19 protein-coding genes are annotated in these 21,144 nt (G+C 65.7%); 15 read left to right on the forward strand and 4 right to left on the reverse strand.

Annotation, left to right across the window (positions count from 1 at the left end; genetic code table 11):
- Positions 1–137: 137 nt before the first annotated feature.
- From bchF to EV655_RS03895, 14 genes are all read left to right on the forward strand, one after another.
- Positions 138–641: a 2-vinyl bacteriochlorophyllide hydratase gene (bchF, locus tag EV655_RS03830; protein ID WP_132542001.1), complete on the forward strand. Its 504-nt coding sequence runs from the start codon at positions 138–140 to the stop codon at positions 639–641.
- Complete coding sequence (locus EV655_RS03835) at positions 638–1,927, forward strand: ferredoxin:protochlorophyllide reductase (ATP-dependent) subunit N (protein WP_132542003.1); 1,290 nt, start codon at positions 638–640, stop codon at positions 1,925–1,927. The genes bchF and EV655_RS03835 overlap by 4 nt, the downstream gene beginning before the upstream one ends.
- Positions 1,924–3,477, forward strand: a complete 1,554-nt coding sequence (bchB, locus tag EV655_RS03840; protein WP_132542005.1) for a ferredoxin:protochlorophyllide reductase (ATP-dependent) subunit B — start codon at positions 1,924–1,926, stop codon at positions 3,475–3,477. The genes EV655_RS03835 and bchB overlap by 4 nt, the downstream gene beginning before the upstream one ends.
- Positions 3,467–7,045: a magnesium chelatase subunit H gene (locus tag EV655_RS03845; RefSeq protein ID WP_132542007.1), complete on the forward strand. Its 3,579-nt coding sequence runs from the start codon at positions 3,467–3,469 to the stop codon at positions 7,043–7,045. Before bchB ends, EV655_RS03845 begins: the two co-directional genes overlap by 11 nt.
- Positions 7,046–7,066: 21 nt before the next feature.
- Complete coding sequence (bchL, locus tag EV655_RS03850) at positions 7,067–7,963, forward strand: ferredoxin:protochlorophyllide reductase (ATP-dependent) iron-sulfur ATP-binding protein (RefSeq protein WP_132542009.1); 897 nt, start codon at positions 7,067–7,069, stop codon at positions 7,961–7,963.
- Complete coding sequence (gene bchM, locus EV655_RS03855) at positions 7,963–8,649, forward strand: magnesium protoporphyrin IX methyltransferase (RefSeq protein WP_132542011.1); 687 nt, start codon at positions 7,963–7,965, stop codon at positions 8,647–8,649. Before bchL ends, bchM begins: the two co-directional genes overlap by 1 nt.
- Positions 8,646–10,085, forward strand: coding sequence for a PucC family protein (locus EV655_RS03860; protein WP_132542013.1), 1,440 nt, complete (start codon positions 8,646–8,648; stop codon positions 10,083–10,085). The genes bchM and EV655_RS03860 overlap by 4 nt, the downstream gene beginning before the upstream one ends.
- A gap of 17 nt (positions 10,086–10,102) precedes the next feature.
- Entirely contained in the window at positions 10,103–10,882 is a 780-nt protein-coding gene (gene puhA, locus EV655_RS03865) for a photosynthetic reaction center subunit H (protein WP_132542015.1), read from the forward strand.
- Positions 10,883–10,896: 14 nt separating this feature from the next.
- Entirely contained in the window at positions 10,897–11,529 is a 633-nt protein-coding gene (puhB, locus tag EV655_RS03870) for a photosynthetic complex putative assembly protein PuhB (protein WP_132542017.1), read from the forward strand.
- A 3-nt stretch (positions 11,530–11,532) separates the two neighbouring features.
- Positions 11,533–12,003 carry a photosynthetic complex assembly protein PuhC gene (puhC, locus tag EV655_RS03875; RefSeq protein ID WP_243644974.1) on the forward strand — a complete coding sequence of 157 codons (471 nt, stop codon included), beginning with the start codon at positions 11,533–11,535 and terminating at the stop codon, positions 12,001–12,003.
- A gap of 51 nt (positions 12,004–12,054) precedes the next feature.
- The gene (locus tag EV655_RS03880) at positions 12,055–12,351 is read left to right on the forward strand and encodes a hypothetical protein (RefSeq protein WP_132542019.1); all 297 of its coding nucleotides are present in this window, start codon (positions 12,055–12,057) and stop codon (positions 12,349–12,351) included.
- Complete coding sequence (gene acsF, locus EV655_RS03885; RefSeq protein ID WP_132542021.1) at positions 12,348–13,463, forward strand: magnesium-protoporphyrin IX monomethyl ester (oxidative) cyclase; 1,116 nt, start codon at positions 12,348–12,350, stop codon at positions 13,461–13,463. The genes EV655_RS03880 and acsF overlap by 4 nt, the downstream gene beginning before the upstream one ends.
- The gene (gene puhE, locus EV655_RS03890) at positions 13,460–14,281 is read left to right on the forward strand and encodes a putative photosynthetic complex assembly protein PuhE (protein ID WP_243644975.1); all 822 of its coding nucleotides are present in this window, start codon (positions 13,460–13,462) and stop codon (positions 14,279–14,281) included. The genes acsF and puhE overlap by 4 nt, the downstream gene beginning before the upstream one ends.
- 283 nt (positions 14,282–14,564) lie before the next feature.
- Positions 14,565–15,002: a c-type cytochrome gene (locus EV655_RS03895; protein ID WP_132542025.1), complete on the forward strand. Its 438-nt coding sequence runs from the start codon at positions 14,565–14,567 to the stop codon at positions 15,000–15,002.
- A gap of 69 nt (positions 15,003–15,071) precedes the next feature.
- Here EV655_RS03895 and bchO read toward each other — a convergent pair whose 3' ends face one another.
- The 4 genes from bchO to EV655_RS03915 are packed head-to-tail and all read right to left on the reverse strand — an operon-like array spanning position 15,072 to position 19,445.
- Positions 15,072–15,935 (reverse strand): alpha/beta fold hydrolase BchO, encoded by an 864-nt coding sequence (gene bchO, locus EV655_RS03900; RefSeq protein WP_132542027.1) that lies wholly within the window; start codon positions 15,933–15,935, stop codon positions 15,072–15,074.
- A 9-nt stretch (positions 15,936–15,944) separates the two neighbouring features.
- A complete protein-coding gene (locus tag EV655_RS03905; RefSeq protein WP_165905244.1) occupies positions 15,945–17,651 on the reverse strand; it encodes a magnesium chelatase subunit D in 1,707 nt (568 codons plus the stop codon).
- Complete coding sequence (bchI, locus tag EV655_RS03910; RefSeq protein WP_132542031.1) at positions 17,638–18,651, reverse strand: magnesium chelatase ATPase subunit I; 1,014 nt, start codon at positions 18,649–18,651, stop codon at positions 17,638–17,640. Before bchI ends, EV655_RS03905 begins: the two co-directional genes overlap by 14 nt.
- Positions 18,648–19,445: a spheroidene monooxygenase gene (locus EV655_RS03915; protein WP_132542033.1), complete on the reverse strand. Its 798-nt coding sequence runs from the start codon at positions 19,443–19,445 to the stop codon at positions 18,648–18,650. The genes bchI and EV655_RS03915 overlap by 4 nt, the downstream gene beginning before the upstream one ends.
- Positions 19,446–19,575: 130 nt before the next feature.
- On the opposite strand from EV655_RS03915, the gene EV655_RS03920 reads away from it, so the two are divergent.
- Complete coding sequence (locus tag EV655_RS03920) at positions 19,576–21,144, forward strand: phytoene desaturase (RefSeq protein ID WP_132542035.1); 1,569 nt, start codon at positions 19,576–19,578, stop codon at positions 21,142–21,144.

Raw genomic sequence — 21,144 nt, forward strand, 5'->3', positions numbered from 1 at the left:
CTTTCACCGCCGCCCCAAGGGTGGGGGGACCTCTCCGTGTTGGTCGAGTGTAGACGGAAAGAGTGTAAATTACAATTGACACTTTCCGGCGCTGAGGTCTAACTTGACACCGCCACCGCCTGTCAGGGAGTCGGAGGATGTCGGAGAGAAGCGGAGCCGCCGGAAAGGTGGTCCAGCTCTATACCCCGGAAGAGCGCCGGAGACGTGACGAGACAGTCTGGACGGTTGTCCAGGGTGTTCTTGCGCCAGTGCAATTCCTGGTGTTCCTTGTGTCGATCGGTCTTGTGATCCGCTATCTGTGGACCGGCGCGGGCTATGAGGCAGCGACGATCTCGATCGTCGTCAAGACTTTCGTCCTTTACACGATCATGGTCACCGGCGCGATCTGGGAAAAGGTCGTGTTCGGCAAGTACCTGTTCGCCAAGGCGTTCTTCTGGGAAGACGTCTTCTCGATGCTGGTGATCTTCCTGCACACGCTCTATCTTTGGGCGCTCTTGACCGGGAATGTCGGCCCGACTGGCCAGATGTTCATCGCGCTGGCCGCCTATGCCGCCTACGTGATCAACGCGGCCCAGTTCCTGTGGAAATTGCGGATGGCGCGGCTGCAGGGCCATGCCGACTCCGCCGAGGCGATGGCATGAAGGATTTCGCGCCCCAGCCGCCGGCCCATGGCTGCCGCAACGCCCCCGTGCTGAAAGAGCGCGGCCAGCGCGAGGTGTTCTGCGGGCTGACCGGCATCATCTGGCTGCACCGCAAGATGCAGGACGCCTTCTTCCTGGTGGTGGGCAGCCGCACCTGCGCGCACCTGCTGCAATCGGCCGCCGGTGTGATGATCTTTGCCGAGCCGCGCTTTGGCACCGCCATCCTGGAAGAGAAGGACCTCGCGGGCCTGGCCTGCGCCAACGAGGAGCTTGACCGCGAGGTCGACCGCCTGCTGGCGCGTCGTCCCGACATCCGCCAGCTCTTCCTTGTCGGATCGTGCCCGTCCGAGGTCATCAAGCTCGACCTGCACCGCGCGGCCGAACGCCTGACCCAGCGCCATGCGCCGCATGTGCGGGTGCTGAACTATTCCGGCTCGGGCATCGAGACGACCTTTACCGAGGGCGAGGATGCCTGCCTTGCCGCCATGGTGCCGACCCTGCCCGACACCAACGAGCGCCAGCTTCTGCTGGTCGGCGCGCTGCCCGATGTGGTCGAGGATCAGGCCCTGGGTCTGTTGCGCGACATGGGCGTGGCGCCAGTGCGCTGCCTGCCGGCGCACCGCGCCGCCGAGACGCCGGGCGTGGGGGCGAACACCGTCGTCGCGCTGACCCAGCCCTTCCTGAACGAGACTGCCGCCTTCCTAGAACGCCGCGGTGCGCGCCTGCTGTCCGCACCCTTCCCCTTCGGCGAAGAGGGCACGACCGCTTGGCTCTGGACCATCGCGCAGGAGTTCGGCGTCGATGCCGACACCTTCGCCCGCGTCACCGACGCCCCCCGCGCCCGCGCCCGCAAGGCCATCGCCGCGGCCGCCGAGACGCTGCGGGACAAGTCGATCTTCTTCTTCCCCGACAGCCAGCTTGAAATTCCGCTGGCCCGCTTCCTGACCCGCGAATGTGGCATGACGGCCGTCGAGGTCGGCGCGCCCTTCATCAACAAGCAGATCGTGGGCCCCGATCTCGACCTCTTGGCCGAGGGGCCGGTCATCGCCGAGGGGCAGGATGTCGACCTGCAGCTTGATCGCTGCCGCGCGGCGCGGCCCGATCTGACGGTCTGCGGGCTGGGCCTTGCCAACCCGCTGGAGTCCGAAGGCATGGCGACGAAATGGGCCATTGAGCTCGTCTTCACCCCCGTTCATCTTTATGAACAGGCCGGGGATCTCGCCGGCCTGTTCGCCCGCCCGCTGCGCCGCCGCGCGCTGCTGAGCGGTCTGGAGGGCGCGGCATGAAGCTGACGGTCTGGACCTACGAGGGCCCGCCCCATGTGGGTGCCATGCGGGTGGCGACGGCCATGAAGGGGCTGCACTACGTCCTGCACGCGCCCCAGGGCGACACCTATGCCGACCTGCTGTTCACGATGATCGAGCGGCGGGGCCACCGCCCGCCGGTCAGCTACACCACCTTTCAGGCGCGCGACCTCGGTGCCGATACGGCGAACCTGTTCAAGACCGCGCTGCAGGACGCCTATGACCGGTTCAAGCCGCAGGCGCTGATCGTGGGGTCGTCTTGCACGGCGGAACTGATCCAGGACGATCCGGGCGGCATGGCGGAAACCATGGGCCTGCCCGTTCCGGTGATCCCGCTGGAACTGCCGAGCTACCAGCGCAAGGAAAACTTCGGCACCGACGAGACCTTCTTCCAGATCGTCAAGGCGCTGGCCCGCCCGATGCAGCGCAGCGCGCATGTCAGCGCGAACCTGATCGGGCCCACGGGCCTTGGATTCCGCCACCGCGACGACATCGTCGAGGTGACGGCAATGCTGGAGGAGATGGGGATCGGCGTGAACGTGGTCGCGCCGATGGGCGCGACGCCCGCCGACATCGCCCGGATGGGGGCCGCGCATTTCAACGTGCTGATGTATCCCGAACATGCCGAGGCCGCGGCGCGCTGGGCCGAAAAGACCCTGGGCCAGCCCTATACCAAGGTCGTGCCCATCGGCGTCGGCGCGACGCGCGATTTCATCGCGGAGGTCGCGGCGCTTGCGGGTGTTCCGCCGAAGTACGACGACAGCCGCCTGCGGATGCCCTGGTATTCGCAGTCGGTCGACTCGACTTACCTGACCGGCAAGCGGGTCTTCCTGTTCGGCGACGCGACGCATGTCAAATGCATGGCGCGCATGGCGCGCGACGAGATGGGCTTCGAGGTCGTGGGGCTGGGCTGCTACAACCGCGAATTCGCTCGTGATATCCGCGCGTTGGCCAAGGAGTACGGCGTCGAGGCGCTGGTCACCGACGACTATCTCGAGGTCGAGAAGGCGATCGAGGACCTGGCGCCCGAGATGATCCTCGGCACCCAGATGGAACGCCATATCGGCAAGCGGCTGGGCATCCCCTGCGCGGTGATCTCGGCGCCTGTCCATGTTCAGGATTTCCCCGCCCGCTACTCCCCCGTCATGGGCTGGGAGGGGGCGAACGTGATCTTCGACACGCTGGTCCACCCGCTGGTGATGGGCCTCGAGGAACACCTGCTGCACATGTTCCGCGAGGACTTCGAGTTCCACGACGAGGCCGGCGCCTCGCACCATGGCGGCGCGGCCAAGCTGCGCGCGCTGGACGAGTCGCCCGCGGCCGAGCCGGAACCCGCCATGGCCGCGGCCGGCGCGGCGCCTGCCGAAGGCAACATCGTGTGGCTGTCGGATGCCGAGCGCGAGTTGAAGAAGATACCCTTCTTCGTGCGCGGCAAGGCCAAGCGGAACACCGAGAAATTCGCGCTTGAGAAGGGTGTCACCCAGATCAGCGTCGAAACCTTGTACGAGGCGAAGGCACATTATGCGCGATGATCGTCACATCCCCGGCTATCGAGTCGTCATCGTCACGCTGGATTCCCACTCGGCGGGCCCCGCGGCCCGTGTCACCGAGCGGCTGCGCGACGACTTTCCGGGGCTGACCGTCTCTGTCCATGCCGCCGCGACCTGGGCCGAAAACCCCGAGGCGCTAGCCCGCGCCAAGGACGACGTTCTGCATGGCGACATCATCATCGCCAACCTTCTTTTCATCGAGGAACACATCACCGCGATCCTGCCCGAGCTTCAGGCCCGGCGCGAGTCCTGCGACGCGATGATCGGCGTGATCGCCGACAAGCAGATCGTCCAGCTGACCCGGATGGGCGATCTGGACATGATGAAGCCCGCCTCGGGGCCGATGAAGCTCTTGAAGAAGCTGCGCGGATCCAAGGAAGGCACGAACGGCGCGCCCAAGGGCGGCGGCGAAAAGCAGATGGCGATGCTGCGACGCCTGCCCAAGATGCTGAAATACATCCCCGGCAAGGCGCAGGACCTGCGCGCGTGGTTCATGACCATGCAATACTGGCTGGGTGGCTCGGACGACAACGTCGAGCAGATGGTGCGTTTCCTGATCTCGCGCTACGCGCATGAGAAATCCTGGCGCGGTGCCCATTCCGAGGCGCCGGTCGAGTATCCGGAGGTCGGCCTTTATCACCCTGACCTGCCGCATGGCATCACCACCGACCCGGCCCACCTGCCGCGCCCCGCGCAGCCCGTGGCCACGGTCGGCCTCCTTCTGATGCGGTCCTACATCCTGGCCTCCGACACCGCCCATTACGACGCGGTGATCCGTGCACTGGAAGAACGCGGCATCCGGGTGATCGCGGCCTTCGCGGGCGGTCTGGATGCGCGGCCCGCCATAGACGCCTATTTCCGCGGCGAGACCGGCGTGCATGTCGACACGCTCCTGTCGCTGACCGGGTTCAGCCTGATCGGCGGGCCCGCCTATAACGACAGCGAGGCGGCGGTCGAGACGCTGAGCGCGCTCGACGTGCCCTATATCGCCGCGCACCCGCTGGAATTCCAGACGCTGGGCCAGTGGGGGGCATCCTCGGGCGGGCTTGGCCCGGTCGAGACCACGATGCTGATTGCGCTGCCGGAACTGGACGGGGCGATCTCGCCCACCGTGTTCGGCGGGCGCCACGGCCCCGAGGGCTGCCAGGGCTGTGCCAAGGGCTGTGCCTGCCTGACCGAGACCAAGGCGATGGCCGCCTGTTCCGAGCGGGTGGCGACGCTGGCGGCCCGGGTCGAGCGGCTGGCGCGCCTGCGCCGGTCGCAGGTGGCCGAGCGCAAGGTGGGCGTGATCCTGTTCGGCTTCCCGCCGAACGCGGGCGCGGTCGGCACCGCGGCCTATCTGTCGGTTTTCGAGAGCCTGTTCAACACGCTCCACAGGATGAAGGCCGAGGGCTACCAGGTGGGCGAGTTGCCCGCCAGCGTGGACGACCTGCGCAAGGCGATCCTTGACGGCAACGCCAAGCAGTATGGGCAGGAGGCGAATGTCTGCGCCCATGTGCCCGCCGACGACCTGGTGCGCGGCACGCCGTGGCTGAATGAGATCGAGGCGGTCTGGGGACCGGCGCCGGGCAAGATCCGCTCGGACGGGCGCGGTGTCTTCGTTCTGGGCCGCGAGTTCGGCAACGTCTTCGTGGGCGTCCAGCCGACCTTCGGCTACGAGGGCGACCCGATGCGCCTGCTGTTCGAACGGGGCTTTGCCCCGACGCATGCCTTCAGCGCGTTCTACCTGTGGCTCAAGAACACGTTCCGCGCCGATGTCCTGCTGCATTTCGGGATGCATGGCGCGCTGGAATTCATGCCGGGCAAGCAGTCCGGCATGGGCGCGCGCGACTGGCCGGACCGGCTGATCGGCGACATGCCGAACGTGTATCTCTATGCCTCGAACAACCCCTCCGAGGCGACGCTGGCCAAGCGGCGATCGAACGCGGTGACAATCACCCACCTGACGCCCCCGCTGGCGGCCTCGGGCCTCTACAAGGGGTTGCAGGAACTCAAGGACAGCCTGACCCGCTGGCGCCAGATGGAACCCGGCTCGCCCGAGCAGGCCGATCTGGAAGAGCTGATCCGCATGCAGGCCGAAGCGGTCGACATGGGCGGCACGCCGCCCGAGAAGCTGTGGCTGAAGCTGCTGGAAACCGAGGACGCGCTGATCCCCGACGGGTTGCACGTTCTGGGCCGGCCGGTCACCGATGCCGAACGCGCCGAGCATCTGCGCGTTATGTGCGATGTCGACGACGAGACCCGAGAGCGGGTCGATCACTGGCTGCAGCAGGACACCGAGATCCCGGCGCTGCTGCGCGCGCTGGGCGGGCGCTACATCCAGCCGGTGCCCGGCGGCGACCTGATCCGGTCGGCCGAGGTCCTGCCGACGGGGCGCAACATCCACGCCTTCGACCCGTTCCGCATGCCGACGATGTTCGCCATGCAGGAAGGCGCGAAACAGGCGCAGAAGCTTCTGGAGGCGCACCCGACCCTGCCCCGGTCCGTCGCGATGGTCCTGTGGGGGTCGGACAACATCAAGTCGGATGGCGGCCCGATCGCGCAGGCGATGGCGCTGATGGGGGCGAAGCCGCGCTTCGATAGCTATGGCCGGCTCTGTGGCGCCGATCTGGTGCCGCTGGCCGAACTCGGCCGGCCCCGGATCGACGTGGTGATGACGCTTTCGGGCATCTTCCGCGACCTGCTGCCCCTGCAGACAAGGATGCTGGCCGAGGCCGCCTGGAAGGCCGCGATGGCCGCGGACGAGCCGCTGGACATGAACTTCATCCGCGCCCATTCGCTGGCGCACGCCCAGAAGATGGGCGTCGACATGGACACCGCCAGCCTGCGGGTCTTCTCGAATGCCGAGGGTGCCTATGGCGCGAACGTCAACGGGCTGATCGACTCGGGCGCCTGGGGCGAAGAGGACGAACTGGCCGACGCCTACGAAGCCCGCAAGAGCTTTGCCTATGGCCGCGACGGCAAGTCCAAGGCCAATGCCGCGCTGCTGCAGCAGACGCTGAAGGATGTGGACATCGCCTATCAGAACCTCGAAAGCGTGGAACTGGGCGTGACCACGGTCGATCACTACTTCGATACGCTGGGCGGGATTTCCCGCGCGGTGAAACGCGCCAAGGGCGAAGAGGCCGCCGTCTACATCGGCGACCAGACCCGCGGCGAAGGCAAGGTGCGCACGCTCAAGGAGCAGGTCGCATTGGAAACCCGGTCCCGCAGCCTGAACCCCAAATGGTTCGAGGGCATGCTGAAGCACGGGCACGAAGGCGTGCGCCAGATCGAGGCGCAGGTCACCAACACCCTGGGATGGTCGGCAACGACTGGCCAAGTGGAGCCCTGGGTGTATCAACGGCTGTCGGAAACCTTCGTCCTGGACGAAGAGATGCGCAAACGGCTGGCAAGCCTGAACCCGGCGGCCTCGGCCAAGCTGGCGAACCGGCTTCTGGAAGCGCATGACCGCAACTACTGGCAACCCGACGCCGAAACCCTGGCCGCGCTTCAGGCGGCCGCCGACGAGCTGGAAGACCGGCTCGAAGGCATAGTGGCGGCCGAATAGAGCCGCGAACGGAGGGAACCAATGAGCCCCAGAGATGAAATTCCGACCCTGAGAGGCGAGGACGGCGAAGGCTCTGTCCAGGTCCATCAGGACGAGACGATGAAGATCGAGGGGGCCAAGGTCTTTTCGGTCTACGGCAAGGGCGGCATCGGCAAGTCGACGACCTCGTCCAACCTGTCGGCGGCCTTTTCCATGCTGGGCAAGCGCGTGCTTCAGATCGGCTGCGACCCCAAGCACGATTCGACCTTCACCCTGACCGGGCATCTGCAGCCGACGGTTATCGACGTCCTGAAGGAGGTGGATTTCCACCCCGAGGAACTGCGCCCCGAGGATTTCGTCACCAAGGGCTTCAACGGCGTGATGTGCGTCGAGGCGGGCGGCCCGCCGGCGGGCACCGGCTGCGGCGGCTATGTCGTTGGCCAGACCGTCAAGCTGTTGAAGCAGCACCACATGCTGGAAGACACCGATGTGGTGATCTTCGACGTGCTGGGCGATGTGGTCTGCGGCGGCTTCGCCGCGCCCTTGCAGCATGCCGACCGTGCGGTGATCGTGACCGCCAACGATTTCGACTCGATCTACGCGATGAACCGCATCATTGCCGCGGTCCAGGCCAAGTCCAAGAACTATCATGTGCGGCTTGCGGGCTGCATCGCCAACCGGTCCGAAGACACTGACCAGGTGGACAAGTATTGCAGCCGCGTCGGGTTCAACCGGATTGCGCATATGCCGCTGGTCGATGCGATCCGGCGGTCGCGGCTGATGAAAAAGACGCTGTTCGAGATGCCCGATGACGAGGATATCGTGAACTGCCGCGCCGAATACATCCGGCTGGCCGAAACGCTGTGGAACGGTACCGAGCCGCTGGCGCCCGCGCCGTTGCCGGACCGCGAGATCTTTGAATTGCTCGGGTTTGATTGATGTCCAGCAGTTATGCCAAGACACGGGAACGTCTGGAACACTACTTCGACCGCACCGCATCGAAGACGTGGGAACGGCTGACCTCGGACGCCCCGGTCTCGCGTATCCGCCAGACGGTGCGTGAGGGGCGCGACCAGATGCGCGCGGGTATGCTTGCGCGGCTGCCGGACGACCTGACCGGCAAACGCGTGCTCGACGCCGGCTGCGGCGCAGGGCCGATGACGCTTGAACTGGTGCAGAAGGGTGCCGAGGTGGTGGCCTGCGACATCTCGCAAAGCCTTCTGGATGTTGCGAAAAGCCGCATCCCCGAGAAATATCACCGGCAGATCACCTTCATCGCGGGCGACATGCTGTCCGACCGGCTGGGCAGCTTCGACTACGTGATGGCGATGGACAGCCTGATCCACTACAAGGCCACGGACATCGCTGCGGCGCTGGGCAAGCTTGCCGCGCGCACCCGTGGCAAGATCATCTTTACCGTCGCGCCGAAAACGCCGCTTCTGTCGGCGATGCATGTTGCGGGCAAGCTGTTCCCGCGCTCGGACCGGTCGCCGCGGATCATCCCACATTCCGAGGCGCGCATCGCGAATGCGCTGCGCAAGGCCGGGGTCAAGGGGCATCTAAGGCCGGTCCTTAGGGTGGCCAAGGGCTTCTACATCAGCCAGGCGATGGAGCTTGAGCCATGATCCTCAGCGCCCGGAAGATGGCACAGCTCAGCATCCGCTATCTGCCCTTTGCCGATGCGGTGTCGGACGATTTCCCGCTTCGGCAATTGCTGCGGCTGTCGCTGTTCCAGGTCTCTGTCGGCATGGCGACGGTGATGCTGCTGGGCACGCTGAACCGGGTGATGATCGTCGAGTTGTCGATTCCCGCGATGATGGTGGCGCTGATGATCGCGCTGCCGGTGATGACGGCGCCGTTCCGGGCGCTGATGGGATTCAAGTCCGACAATTACCGTTCGGCCATCGGCTGGAAGCGCATCCCCTACATGTGGTTCGGCACGCTCTGGCAGATGGGCGGGCTGGCGGTCATGCCGTTCGCGCTGATCGTGCTGTCAGGCGACCAGACGCTGGGGCCCGCCTGGGCCGGCGAGGTTCTGGCGGGCATCGCTTTCCTGATGACGGGCCTCGGGATCCACATGACCCAAACCGTGGGGCTTGCGCTTGCCTCGGACCGGGCGACCGATGAAACACGGCCGCGCGTCGTGGCGCTGCTTTACGTCATGTTCCTGGTCGGCATGGGTGTTTCCGCGCTGGTGATCGGCTGGCTGCTGCGCGACTTCAGCCAGCTGACGCTGATCCGCGTCGTGCAGGGCGCCGCCGTGGCGACGCTGGTGCTCAACCTCGTGGCGCTCTGGAAGCAGGAGCCCATGAACCCGATGAGCAAGGAGGAACGCTCGACGCGTCCCCCCAGCTTCTCCGACGCCTGGCGCGATTTCGCCTCGGGAGGGCAGGCCGGGCGGCTATTGGCCGTGGTGGCGGTCGGCACGCTTGGCTTCAACATGCAGGACGTGCTGCTGGAACCCTATGGCGGCGAGGTGCTGGGCCTGTCGGTCTCGTCCACGACGATGCTGACCGGCACCTGGGCCGCGGGGGCGCTGGTGGGCTTTGGCCTCGCGGCGCGATGGCTGGCGCAGGGCATGAACCTTTACCGCATGGGGGCCACCGGTGTCCTGTCGGGGATCGGCGCCTTCACGCTGGTGATCCTGTCCGGGCCGCTTGGCGCGGCGCCCCTGTTCTTCTTCGGCGCGGGGCTGATCGGCTTTGGCGGCGGCCTTTTCGCGGTTGCGACCCTGACAGCGGCGATGGTGATGCCTGCCGACGGCAAGGCTGGTCGCGGGCTCGCGCTGGGCGCCTGGGGCGCGGCGCAGGCGACCGCGGCGGGGCTTGCCGTGGCGATCGGCGGCACGCTCAGGGACGTTATGAACCACTTCGCGCTTTCGGGCGCGTTCGGAAAGGGGCTCGAAACCCCTGCGACGGGATACGCGGCGGTCTACCACATTGAGATCGTCCTTCTCTTCGTGACACTCATGGTTCTGGGGCCGCTCGTGCGGCCACAGGACGGCAACCATCCCAACAGGGATTCCTCGGCCAAGATCGGGCTGGCCGACTTCCCAACCTGACCCGGAGGACCGAACCCATGGTCAACGCTTTTTTCGGAAACTTCGATCTCGCCAGTCTGTCCATCTGGTCATTCTGGCTGTTCTTCGCCGGACTGGTCTTCTACCTCCAGCGCGCGAACATGCACGAGGGCTTCCCGCTCGAAGACGAGCTGGGCAAGGCCGCGCCCAACCAGGGCCTGTTCTGGGTGCCGGAAAAGAAGACCTACAAACTGCCGCATGGCCAGGGCGACAAGACGGTGCCCGACATGCAGACAGATGCGCGCAATGCCAATCTTCCGCTGAAGAAGGGCACGCCCAACAACGGCTACCCGCTGATCCCGACCGGCGATCCGATGGTCGACGGCGTGGGCCCGGCCTCCTGGTGTGCCCGCAAGGATGAGCCCGAGCTTGACGGCCGCGGCCATCCCAAGATCCAGCCGATGGCGGCGCTGGCCGGCTTCAAGGTGTCGGCGGGGCGTGACCCGCGCGGCATGACCGTGGTTGCCGGGGACGGCGAGGCGGTCGGCAAGATCGTCGACATGTGGGTGGACGAGCCCGAACAGCTCGTGCGCTATCTCGAGATGGAACTTGACAGCGCCCATGGTGGCGGTCGTCGGCTTATCCCCATGCAGGTCGCCAAGATCAGCTGGTTCAACCCCGAGGTCCGCGTGCGCCTGATCTACGGCAAGCACTTTGCCGGCGTGCCCACGATCAAGTCGGCCACGCAGGTGACCAAGCTTGAGGAAGAGAAGATCTGCGCCTACTACGGCGGTGGCATGCTCTATGCCGATCCCGCCCGGCAGGAGGCCGTCATCTAGGAGAGAGTGGACCGATGTCCCACGACGATTTCGCCGTCGAACCCATCAGGGGCCTGCCCACGCACTTGCCCGAAGGGGAGGAAATCCTCTGGCAGGGCGCGCCCGACTGGTTGGCGCTCGCCAGAGAGAGCCTCGCGCTCTACTGGGCGGCGGGCTATTTCGTCGTGCTCTTTCTCTGGCGTGTGATCGTCGCCACCGAGACGATGTCTCTGGCCCAGGCGGCGGTCGCCTCTTCGTTCTTCCTGGTCCTGGGGGCCGTGGTCTGTGCCCTGCTCATGATCACGGCCTTCGTCCAGGCCAAGGCGACCGTCTATACCGTCACCAACAAGCGCGTTGCGCTGCGGATCGGGGCAGCGCTTACCATGACGCTGAACCTGCCCTTTACCTGGATCGGTAACGCGAACCTCGACCTTCGGAAATCCGGGACGGGGACGATCGCCTTCGAACTGATGGGCAAGACGCAGTTTTCCTATCTCTTGTGCTGGCCGCATGTCCGACCATGGCGGATGGCCCGCACGGAACCCGCGTTCCGCTGCATCCCTGACGCGGCGAAGGTCGCACGGATCATCGCCGACGCGGCGGAAACGCGGGTTTCCGAACCCAGGCTTGCGCGTGTCCCCGACGAAGACACGCTGGCAGCGGAGTAAGACATGGCCGCCACCGATCCCCAGAAGCGACCCCGCCAGCAGGACGGAATGGAGAAGATCCCGCCGATCCTGATCAAGGCGATGTTCGGGATGGTCCTGTTCTCGCTTGTGATCGTCGCCTGGGCGCGGTTCACTGACCAACCCCTGTCCGCCTTGCCCGACCAGACCGAACCGGTCGCGGTCGAGCGGATGATCGTGATCGAGGGCAGCAATTCGGGACGTGCCACTGTCTACGACACGGATGGCAATGTCATTCGAGTCTATGGACCCCTGGAGGGGGGGTTCATCTCTGGAATCTGGCGGGTGCTGAGACATGAGCGCGGCAAGATCGACGCGCCGCTCGACGCGCCCGTCAGGCTTGTCCGCTACGAAGGCGGACGGCTCTCTCTGTACGACGACCTGACCGGTTGGCGTGCGGAACTGATCGGCTTCGGTGCCGATAACGCGGCAGCTTTCGCGCGGCTGCTGGACTGACCGGGAGGATAGGGAACATGGGTCCTCCCACAAAAAACAGGGAACCAAGAAATGGGAATATTTACCCGCGAGAAGGAGACCGCGCCCTGCACGGTTGAGATCTCCCACAAGTTCGAAAGCCTTCACGCGCATGTGCGCTTCAACAACGGGGCCGTCGTCCACCCGGGTGATGAAGTATTGGTGCATGGCCCCGAGATCATGGCCCCCTATGGCGAGGTCGTGACAGAGGATCGCGTGGCCACCATCACCCGCGCCTCGGCGGTCGAACGGCTTTGGACGAAGATGACCGGCGATCTGGAAGTCATGGAACTCTGCGAGTTCTCCTTCTCCGAGGAGGCCACGCTATGAACGTCCATACCGCAGACGCCACCACCGTCGAAGAGGGCCTTGCCATCCAGGAGGCGCAGGCCGTTCTCGACAGCGAGAGCGCGACCGCCGTCGCGATGCAGGACACCCTGCTGACGCCCCGGTTCTACACCACCGATTTCGACGAGCTCGACTCGATCGACGTCTCGCCCGTGCGCAAGGACTGGGACCAGCTCATCGAGGAAATGAAGGCCGACCCCAACAAAGGCCACTTCAGGAAGGACGAGAACTGGGACCATGTCGACTGGGACGGAATGGACCCGGAGTTGCGCAAGGAATTCATAGACTTCCTGATCTCCTCGTGCACAGCCGAATTCTCGGGCTGCGTGCTCTACAAGGAGATGAAGCGCCGCGGCAACAACCCCGACATCACCGAGCTGTTCCAGTTGATGGCACGGGACGAGGCACGTCATGCGGGCTTCATCAACGACGCGCTGCGCGAGGCTGGGATCGCGGTGAACCTCGGTTTCCTGACGCAGCGGAAGAAGTACACCTATTTCCGGCCCAAGTTCATCTACTACGCCACCTACCTGTCGGAAAAGATCGGCTATGCCCGCTACATCACCATCTACCGCCACCTGGAGACGCATCCCGACAAGCGGTTCCACCCGATCTTCAAGTGGTTCCGCGAGTGGTGCAATGACGAGTTCCGCCACGGCGAGGCCTTCGCCCTGCTGATGAAGACCGACCCCAAGCTGACCTCGGGCGTCAATGTCTGGTGGATCAAGTTCTTCCTGACCGCGGTCTATGCCACGATGTACGTCCGCGACCACCAGCGCCCGGCCTTCCACAAGGCGCTGGACGTCGATACCGACTGGTACGGGCAAGAGGTGTTCCGCAAGACATCGGAACTGTCGAAGCAGGTCTTCCCGATCACGCTGGACATCGACCATCCGCGCTGGATGAAGGGGCTCAAGACCCTGCAGGAGGCGTCGGTCGGGATTGACCGCGCAAGGAAGGCCGGCGGTGTCGGCGGCAAGCTTTCGGAATGGGCGGGCAGTGCGAAGGCCGCCTGGGCCTTCGCGATGCTTTACACGATCCCGGCGAAACGCCATCAGGTCCCCGCAAAGACCAGACTGGAGCCCGTCTATTGATCGCATCGGGATGGTTCGCGGCGCTCGGGGCGCTTTTCATCTGGTGGTTCTCCACCGGGGCGATCCTCGTGGTCGTGCGCCATGCCGAGCACCGCGGGCGCCTTGCCCATCTGCGTGCCACGATCCTGGCCCTGCCCCTTCTGGGGGGCGGGGTCTGGCTGTTCGAACTGACGCGCCATGTCGAAACCGTGGCCTCGGCCTACCTTGCCTTCCTTGCAGCGATCGCGATCTGGGGCTGGGTCGAACTGGCCTTTCTGACCGGCGTCATCACCGGGCCGAACACCACTCTTTGCCACGATGGCGCCCGCGGGTGGGAACGGTTCATGCGCGCCTACGGCACCATCGCCTATCACGAGACGCTGTTGGTGGTGATCCTGTTCGTGATGCTGGTGACCACGCAAGGGGCACCCAACACGGTGGGGCTCTGGACCTTCATCGTGCTGTTCTTTGCCCGAATCTCGGCCAAGCTGAACCTGTTCCTCGGCGTGCCCAAGATAAATGTCGAGTTCCTGCCGACGCCGCTTGCCCACCTGCCCAGCCATTTCCGGATCTCCAAACTGAACTGGCTGTTCCCGTTCTCGGTCTCGTTCCTGACCTTCGCCGTCTATTGCTGGCTTGAACGGCTTTACTCGGTCGCGATACCGCATGAAGTGATCGGCTTCGCGCTGTTGTCCTCGATCACAGCGCTGGCGCTTCTGGAACACTGGCTGATGGTTCTGCCCCTTCCCGACGAAAGGCTCTGGCGCTGGATGCTGCCCGCGCGCAAGGACGGTGCCGAGAAGGCCGAGATTCGGCGCAAGGACCTGCGCGGCATCTGAGGCGGGCCGGATTTTCGTCCGGTCCGAGGTCCGGGTGAAGTGCGACAGGTTGCCGCATCTGCGGCACGAACTCGATCTTTCGCCGGTCCTTGGCAGGCTCGGGTCACGCCCCGCAGATTGGAATACCTCTAATTCTGTGGGAGCCTTCACATTGTGGTGGCCGCACAGGTGCGGGAACCCCGGTTCTGTCCTGCAACTCGGCTCTGCTCAAAGGTAATTGGTTTGACCTTGCCAAAACTGCACTCCATGGTATGCGCGGTTTATTCGAGTCAGGGAGAGACTGATGATCAGAAAATCCGCTCTTGTCGCGGCCGCCGCGCTCGCCGTTGGTCCCGCGATCGCCCAGGAGGCTTCGGGCGACGCCGCTGCCGGCGAGAAGGCGTTCAAGCAATGCATCACCTGCCACGTCGTCGTGAACGACGCGGGTGAAACGCTGGCCGGCCGCAACGCCCAGGTGGGCCCGAACCTCTACAAGGTACCCGGCCGCCACGCCGGCGCCGTCGAGGGCTTCAAGTACTCCAGTTCCATGACGGATGCCGGCGAAAAGGGTCTCGTCTGGACCGAGGAGGAGTTCGTGAAGTATACGCAGGACCCGACCGGCTACCTGCGCGCCTATCTTGGCGACGACAAGGCGCGCGGCGCGATGACCCACAAGGTCCGCAAGGAAGAGGAGGCGATCGACGTCTACGCCTACCTCGTCAGCCTCGGCGTGCACGAGTAATCCCGCGAGCCGGGACCGAGACGGGGGCCGCCGGCATGTTCCGGCGGCCCTTTTCTTTGCGGTGACGGCTCAGAGATGCGCTGCCAGAAATGCCGCGATGCGGGCCGTGACCTCTTCGGGCGCCTCTTCATGGGCAAGATGGCCAAGCCCCGGCATCCTCAGAAGGTCCGCATTGGGCAGACGCTGGGCGGCCCGGACCGAGGCCTCGGGCGGCACGGCCCGGTCGGTGTCGCCGACGATCAGCAGCGTCGGTACCGCGATCCGCGGCAGGTCGTGCCAAAGCCCGTCCAGCGTCCATTGCGCGACCATGGCAAGCGTCGCGTCGGTATGGTGCCGGTCCGCCACGAGCCGCCGGTAAAGCGCCAGTCCCTCGGGCGAAACATGGCTGCCGATCCCCGCGATCATGTATTCGACGCCTGTAGCGTTCCCCAGCCAGCGCGAGATTTCCGAGGCCGAGAATGGGTTCAGCGCCATCATCCGGGCCATCATCGGGAACAGCCAGCCCGCCATACCCTTGAAGTTTTCCAGCGCCGCGTTGATGCCGACAATGGCCCTGGGTGGCCGCTTGAGATCTCGCACCATCCGCAGCGCGAGCGCCGCCCCCGCGGAATGGCCGACGATCGCGTCGGGCAACAGGTTCTCGCCATCCAGCAACGCCGATATGTCCTGGCTCATCGCGTCCAGCCCACAGCGTTGCCGCGCCCCCATCCGGGTAAAGCCCTGCCCGGGCAGGTCCAGTGCAACCACGTGATAGTCGCGCGCAAGGATCGGAAAGACGTCACGCCAGCTATGCGTGGCCCCGCCCGTGCCATGCAGCAACAGGAGCACCGGCCCCTCGCCCGCCTCCTGGATGTGCCAATAGTGCGGGCGGTGCCGGACAAAGCGGGAGTGGTTCCGGTTCGGCCAGTCCTTTCCGTCCCGGGTCCAGTCCATGGCTCACCCCTAGGCGTCGAGGGCGGCCGACACGGCAGAGGAAAGTCGGTTCGCGTCGGCCCTTGGAAGGGGAATGTAGGGGGCGCCCAGCGTATCCGCCAGCGCCTTGAGCGACCGTTCGGGCCGCTGGCCCATGTCGATCACCAGCGACGGGAATCCTTGCAGCCGAATCGCGGTTGCCATCCGTTCGGCATCCTCGGCGGCCAGCGCCCGGTTGGCCGAACCGTCAAGCGCGATGTTTGCCCGCCCGTCGGTCATCAGCGCCACCGTCGGGGTCATGCCCCGACCCTTGGACTGGATCGCGACCTCGAGCGCGACCTTCAGCCCCGCAGCCAGCGGCGTGCCGCCCCCGCCGGGCAGGGCCGCCAGCCGCCGCTTGGTCTGCACCAGCGACCGGGTCGGCGGCAGCAACAGTTCGGCACCCTCGTTGCGAAAGGCCACCAGCGCGACGTGGTCGCGCCGGGCATAGGCCTCGGCCAGCAGGATCTCCACCGCGCCCTTGGCCTCGGCCAGACGGGTCATCGCGGCAGAGCCCGAGGCGTCGACGACAAAGATCAGCAGACGGTCGGATTTCTCCTCGAACCGCTTGATCCGGAAATCATCGCTGCGGATATGCAGGGACCGTTCGAACCGGCTTTCCTGCTTGCGGATCGTCTGCCATGGCGCGGCGGCGCGCAGCGTCGAGATCACGTCGAGTCGCGCGCCCGTCTCCAGCCGTCCGCGCCGCGACGGGATCGGCCGGCCACGCCGGTTGCCCTTGTGCTTGGCGCCTGCGCCCGCGCTGCCCCCGCCCCCGCGATTGGCCCGCTTCGCGGCCAGCATCGCCAGCAGATCGGCGGGCAGGGTGGCCTTGGCAGCCTCCAGCAGGATGTCCTGAAGCGGGATGTCGTCCAGTGACTGGCTCTCGCCCTCGTCCTGTTCACCCTTTTCGGGGTCCGGTTCGGGCGGGGTCGGGTCCTGATCGGGGGGCTGGTCGGGTTCCGGCTCGGACTCGGGGAATTGTGTGGCGCGCGGGGCCAGCACCAGTTCCACCGCAGCGGTCAGATCGTCCACCGCGACCTCGTCGTTGCCCGCGATGGCTGCCAGCGCGCGGGCGGTGCGCAATGCCAGCATCGGGGCGCGCAGGCTGTGAACACCCAGCCGCACGGCCAGCAGCGTCAGATCCTCCAGCACCTTGCCCGCCGCACGGACCCGCGGCAGGCGTTCCCGCGCCGCAGCCAGCGCCGCCTGCTCCAGCACGATGGGGTCCGTCTCGCCATAGGGCAGGGCGTCAAGGTCAACGTGCAGCGCAAGGCGATCCGTCAGCGCCTCGGGCAGCGTCTCGCCGGGTTCGGCGCCCTCGTCCAGCGCGATCAGGCAATGCCCGGTCCCCTGGTCCATCGCGCCCGCAAGCCGCGCGGCAAGACCCGGCAGGGTGCGCTCGGCCATCGGCAGGACCAGAACGGCGGGCTCCGCCAGAAGGCCGGCGCGCTCGACCAGCTTGCCCGAGGAGAGCGTCGCGGTCAGGTCGATGCCGCCGAACAACTGCTCGTCACCGATGGACGGGTGCAGCCGTTTCAGCGGCAAGGGCAGGGCGCCCAGCGCCTCGGTCACGCGGTCGCGCACCGGCCCCGACCGTGCCCGTAGCCAGAGCCCGCCGAGCCCCGCAGGGTCGACGGCCAATGCGTTCAGGCCAATCTCGACCCGCGTCCAGACGGAATTGTCAGGCAGGCTCACCCAGCACCTCGTCGACAACACGGGCGACCCGCGTGGTAGACCCCGCCTCGTCCAGCGGATCACGGCGCAGGCGGTGGCGCAGCGCCGACGGCGCGACCGCCCGCACATGTTCGCGCGTGACCTTGTCGGCGCCCTCGAACGCGGCAAGCGCCCGGGCGGCCTTGAGCAGCGTCAGTTCGCCCCTCAGCCCGTCCGAACCCAGCGCCACGCACAGTTCGGCACAGTCGCGCAGCACGTCGTCCGAGCTTTGCATCGCCTTCAGATGATCGCGCGCGGCAAGGATGCGGTCGCGCAGCACGGCATCCTCGGGGCGCCACTTGGCCATGAAGCCCTCGAAATCGGTCTCGTAGGTGTCGCGGCGGCGGATCACCTCGATTCGCGTGTCGATATCCTTGGGCGAGGTGACTTCGACCGAAAGGCCGAAGCGGTCCAGCAGTTGCGGACGCAACTCGCCCTCTTCGGGGTTGCCGGACCCGACGAGCACGAAGCGCGCCGGGTGCCGGATCGAAAGTCCTTCCCTCTCCACCACGTTCTCGCCCGACTGGGCGACGTCGAGCAGCAGGTCGACGATGTGATCCTCAAGCAGGTTCACCTCGTCGATATAGAGATAGCCGCGATTCGCCCGCGCCAGGAGGCCCGGCTCGAACGCCTTCACGCCAGAGGACAGCGCCTTCTCGATATCGAGCGCGCCCACCACCCGGTCCTCGGTCACGCCAAGCGGCAGGTCCACGACGGGCGTGGGCCGCTTGACGATCTCGGTCGATGTCAGATGCGCCCATTCGGGGCATCTGTCGAGCGAGGGGGAATTGACCGGGCAGCTCGCGACCGCGTGGATCGGCGGCAAAAGGGCGGCCAGCGCGCGCACGGCAGTCGATTTGCCGGTCCCGCGGTCGCCGAACACAAGTACGCCACCGATCCCCGGGTCGATCGCCGTGAGGATCATCGCCTGCTTCATCTCCTCCTGCCCGACGATGGCGGAGAAGGGAAAGGGTTGGGTCATGCAGTCTCTTTCGCTTTCTTCGGCGCCTTGGACTTGTTCGGTGCCGTCCTGTTCGTCGTGGGTTGAGCCATGGGCTCGGGTGCCGGCGTCGGCGCGTCCAGCCGTTTCAGCGGGCTCCCATCCTCCCAACTACCCTCTTCTTCGAGGATGTTGAAGCGGGCATAGAGTTCTTCCTTGAACCAGTTGCCTTCGCGGACATGTTTCACCGCGCGGCCGTGCGGGCAGTCGCCATGGGCGAAGGTCGTCATCTCGCGCTTGTTGTTCCACAGCGAGAAGGTTACCTGCTGCACCCACGGCACCTCGGCCATGCCGATGTGGAAGGCGCAGTTGGGATGTTCGGCCACAAGCGACTGGATCTGCGGCACCTCGGCCCAGAACTTCAGCGCGATGGGCAGCTTGACGGTGGCCCGGGTCAGGACGGCCATCTTGCCAGACTCATCGGGTTTTTCGGTCACCCGCAGCGGTTCGACCCCGGACCACAGACCCTTGGCCGAGATCGGCGTCAGGTAGATCGTGTAGGTCTCGCAGGAATGGTCCCGCAGGGTGCGGTGGGTGATGCTGTCCTTCAGCCCCTTCTTGGCCGTTGCCATGTCCGGCCAGACACAGAGGATGGCGTTCACGTCGACATTGGGCTTGGGGTTGAAACCCGCGTCCGAACCCGTGCCGAGCAGCTTGAAAAATTCCAGCCCCGGCACATTCTTCAGCGCGAAGCGGCCGCGCGCCATCTGGCTGAACGCTTCGAGGCGGGACGCCCAGTTGTTGTAACGGAAGAAGCTGATGGTGACGACTTGCATTGGCGATTCTCCTTCGCAGCTGTCGTTCGTCGTTAGGCAGATCAAGGTGCGACCGAAAGGGACATGACGCACCCGGCGCGCATCCGGTAGAAGCATTGTAAACTAAACTAGACAGGTTTAACCTAGCGACATGATGACACGAGTTGATCCTGCCCTTGCGGAGGAAGCAGTCCGGGCCGCGGGCCCACATGCGGTCGTGATCGGGGCGGGTCTCGGCGGTCTTGCCGCCGCGATGCGCCTTGGCGCCAAGGGCTACCGGGTCACCGTGATCGACAAGCTTGACGTGCCGGGCGGCCGCGGCTCGGCGATCTGGCAGGACGGGCACCGGTTCGACCTAGGCCCGACCATCGTGACGGTGCCGCAAATCTTCCGCTCGCTCTGGCAGGATTGCGGCCGCGATTTCGACGCGGACGTGAAACTGGTCCCGATGGATCCGTTCTACGAGATCGTGTTCCCCGACGGCGAACGATTCCGGGCGCAGCAGGATACCGATGGCATGCGGGCCGAGGTGGCCCGCCTGTCGCCTTCTGACCTCGCGGGCTATGACCAGTTCCTGAAGGACAGCGAGAAGCGCTACTGGTTCGGATTCGAGGAACTGGGCCGCAAGCCGATGCACAAGTGGATGGACCTGGTGAAGGTGCTGCACATCTTCGGGATGCTGCGCGCCGACAAGTCGGTCTATGCCCATGCCGCGAGCCGGGTAAAGGACGAGCGCCTGCGCATGGCGCTGTCGTTCCACCCGCTGTTCATCGGGGGCGACCCGTTCAACGTCACCTCGATGTATATCCTCGTCAGCTACCTCGAAAAGGAATTCGGGGTGCATTACGCGATGGGTGGCGTGGCCGCGATCGCCAAGGCGATGGCCGGCGTAATCGAGGGGCAGGGCGGAATGATGCGCATGGGCACCGAGGTCGACGAGATCCTCGTCGAACGGCGCCCCCATTCACACAAGGCCACGGGCGTCCGGCTTGCCTCGGGTGAGGTGCTCAAGGCCGACATCGTGGTGTCGAACGCCGATGCGGGCTTTACCTACAACACCCTTCTGAGGAACCACCGCCGCTGGCGCTGGACCGACGAATCGCTGGCGAAGAAACGCTGGTCGATGGGCCTCTTCGTCTGGTATTTCGGAACGAAGGGGACGCGGGGGATGTGGAAGGACGTGGGCCATCACACGGTGCTGAACGGCCCGCGCTACAAGGGTCTCGTCAAGGACATCTTCTTCCACCAGGAAAAGCTGTGCGACGACATGAGCCTCTATATCCACCGCCCCTCGGTCACCGACTCCTCGGCCGCGCCCGAGGGCGACGACACGTTCTACGCGCTGTCGCCGGTGCCGAACCTGCACACCGACACCCCCGTCGACTGGCAGGCCAATGGCGAGCGCTATCGCCAGGCGGTGCAGGACTTCATGGAAGACAAGCTCATGCCGGGGCTCGGCAAGCATGTCTCGACCAGCCTGTTCTTCACGCCCGAGCAGTTCTGCGACCGCTATCTCTCGCCTTATGGCGCCGGGTTCTCGCTGGAACCGCGCATCTTCCAGAGCGCGAATTTCCGCCCCCACAACATCAGCGAAGAGGTCGAAGGGCTTTACATGGTCGGTGCCGGCACCCATCCGGGCGCGGGGCTGCCCAGCGTGATCACCTCGGCCGAGGTCATGGCCAAGCTCGTGCCGGACGCCGCCCCCGTGACGGCGGGCTGA

This window comes from Rhodovulum euryhalinum, from assembly GCF_004342445.1.
In the GTDB taxonomy this organism is placed as follows: domain Bacteria; phylum Pseudomonadota; class Alphaproteobacteria; order Rhodobacterales; family Rhodobacteraceae; genus Rhodovulum; species Rhodovulum euryhalinum.